Below are 1,096 nucleotides of genomic sequence, written 5' to 3'. Positions count from 1 at the left end.
CGATGAACCGCTCGGCCGTCAGATCGGGCCGGTTCAGGTAGCCACGCGCAACGCCTGCGCCGCCAATGTAAAGCTCGCCCACCGCCCCGAACGGCACAGGAGCGCCATGACCGTCCAGCAGGTACACTCGCGTGTTCGCAATCGGACGGCCGATCGGGACAATCGCCCCATCAAAATCATCGGGACAATTCCAGGCTGTAACGTCGATAGCAGCTTCCGTGGGACCGTACAGATTGTGCAGGCCAGTCAAAGGCAATACGCGTCGAACTTTGTGCGCGACGGAGGCAGGAAGCGCCTCGCCACTGCACACGAGACGCTGCAGCGATGTGCAGCGATCAGCGCCCGTCGTGTCCATAAAGCTAACCAGCATGGATGGTACAAAGTGCGCAGTGGTAATCCTTTGGCTGAGGATTACTTTTACAAGCGCATCGGGGTCTTTGTGTGCCGCCGGTGGCGCTAGCACTAGGGTCGCCCCTTCAAGCAACGTCCAGAAGAATTCCCAGGCCGAGACATCGAAGCCAAATGGCGTCTTCTGCAAAACGACATCAGTCGCATTAAGAGCGTAGGCTTTCTGCATCCAGATCAGGCGATTGATAATAGCCCGATGCTCATTCTTTGCCCCCTTTGGGGCTCCGGTAGAGCCTGAGGTGTAGATGACATAGGCGAGATGGCATGCGGTTAGGCCAAGAGCGCGCGGGTCCGGGTTCGAGGCGGGCAACTCGACCCAGGCCGGGGTGGCCGTCTCCAGATCGGCCGTCGTGACATCGGCCAGCGCCTCCGCGCCGAGCGCGGAGCGTCCGGCCGCATCACAAAGCAGCAGCCGCGGCGAGGCATCGCCGAGGACCTGCCGCAGCCGCGCGCAGGGGTAGGCCGGGTCCAGCGGCAGATAGGCGCCGCCCGCCTTCAGGATCGCCAAGACCCCCACCACCATCGCCGGGCTGCGCTCCAGGCAGATCGCCACCGGCTGATCCGGCTTGACCCCCAGGGCGATCAGATGATGGGCCAGCCGGTTGGCCCGCGCATTGAGCTCGCCATAGCTCAGGCGCTCGTCCTCATGGACCACCGCCACCGCCTCCGGCGCCTGGCGCACCTGCGC

The 1,096-nt window shown here is 63.8% G+C and carries 1 protein-coding gene; it reads right to left on the bottom strand.

Annotation, left to right across the window (positions count from 1 at the left end; genetic code table 11):
- The coding region (locus PU724_RS33750; RefSeq protein ID WP_426213827.1) for an amino acid adenylation domain-containing protein at nucleotides 1–1,096 on the bottom strand (1,096 nt) is incomplete at both ends.

Origin of the sequence: Mesorhizobium abyssinicae, from assembly GCF_049887195.1 — a bacterium.
GTDB lineage: Bacteria > Pseudomonadota > Alphaproteobacteria > Rhizobiales > Rhizobiaceae > Mesorhizobium > Mesorhizobium abyssinicae.
The sequence above is the reverse complement of the archived record's forward strand: the minus strand, read 5'-3'. Positions and strand labels throughout refer to the sequence as shown.